1 protein-coding gene is annotated in these 986 nt (G+C 75.7%); it reads left to right on the top strand.

All coding sequences use genetic code 11. The annotated features are described in order from the left end of the window. Positions 1-986, top strand: a 986-nt coding sequence (locus GT042_RS30545) for a DUF6596 domain-containing protein (protein WP_161311931.1), incomplete at both ends; no start/stop codon positions are given.

The raw sequence follows: 986 nt of genomic DNA, 5'->3' as shown, positions 1-986 counted from the left end.
GGGCGCTGGACCGGCTGCGCCGCGCGCGGACCGAGGCCAGGGCCGTACGGGAAGTGGCCGGCCTGGCGGACCGCGCGCCGGCGGGCGCACCGAGGGAACAGGAGGACGGAGTGGACGGGGACGGCTCGCTGCCCGACGACCGCCTGCGGCTGATCTTCACCTGCTGCCACCCCGCGCTGGTGCCCGAGGCGCGCGTCGCCCTCACCCTGCGGTCGCTCGCGGGGCTGAGCACGGCGGAGATCGCCCACGCGTTCCTGGTCTCCGAGTCCACGATGGCGCAGCGCCTGGTCCGGGCGAAGAACAAGATCCGGAACGCGCGGATCCCCTTCCGGGTGCCGTCGGCCGACCGGCTGCCGGAGCGGACGGCGGCGGTGCTGAGCGTGCTGTACCTGCTCTACAACGAGGGGTACGGCGCCTCGGCCGGCGCGGTGCCCGTACGGCGTGAACTGACCGCCGAGGCCGTCCGGTTGACCCGGGTGCTGGCCGGACTGCTGCCGGACGACACGGAGGTACGGGGCCTGCTCGCGCTCATGCTGCTGCACGACGCACGGCGTGCCGCGCGGGTCGACGCCGCCGGGGAACTGGTGCCCTTGGAGCGGCAGGACCGCGCGCTCTGGGACCGTGACGGGATCGCCGAGGGGCTGTCCGTCCTGGAGGACGCGCTGCTGCGGCGCCGGCCGGGCCCGTACCAGGTACAGGCGGCCGTCGCGGCCTGCCACGCCACGGCGTCCGACGCGGCGGACACGGACTGGCCCCAGATCGCCCTGCTCTACCGCGAGTTGGCCAGATGGTCGCCGGGGCCCGTGGTGGAGCTGAACCGCGCGGTGGCGGTCGCGATGTCCGAGGGGCCCGGGCACGGGCTCGCGCTGGTGGAGGGCCTGGTCTCGGCGGGGGAACTGACCGGCTACTTCCCGCTGTACGCCACCCGCGCCGATCTGCTGCGCCGGCTCGGGCGGTGGGACGGGGCGGTGGACGCGTACCGCGAG

Source organism: Streptomyces sp. SID3212, from assembly GCF_009865405.1.
GTDB lineage: Bacteria > Actinomycetota > Actinomycetes > Streptomycetales > Streptomycetaceae > Streptomyces.
The sequence above is the reverse complement of the archived record's forward strand: the minus strand, read 5'-3'. Positions and strand labels throughout refer to the sequence as shown.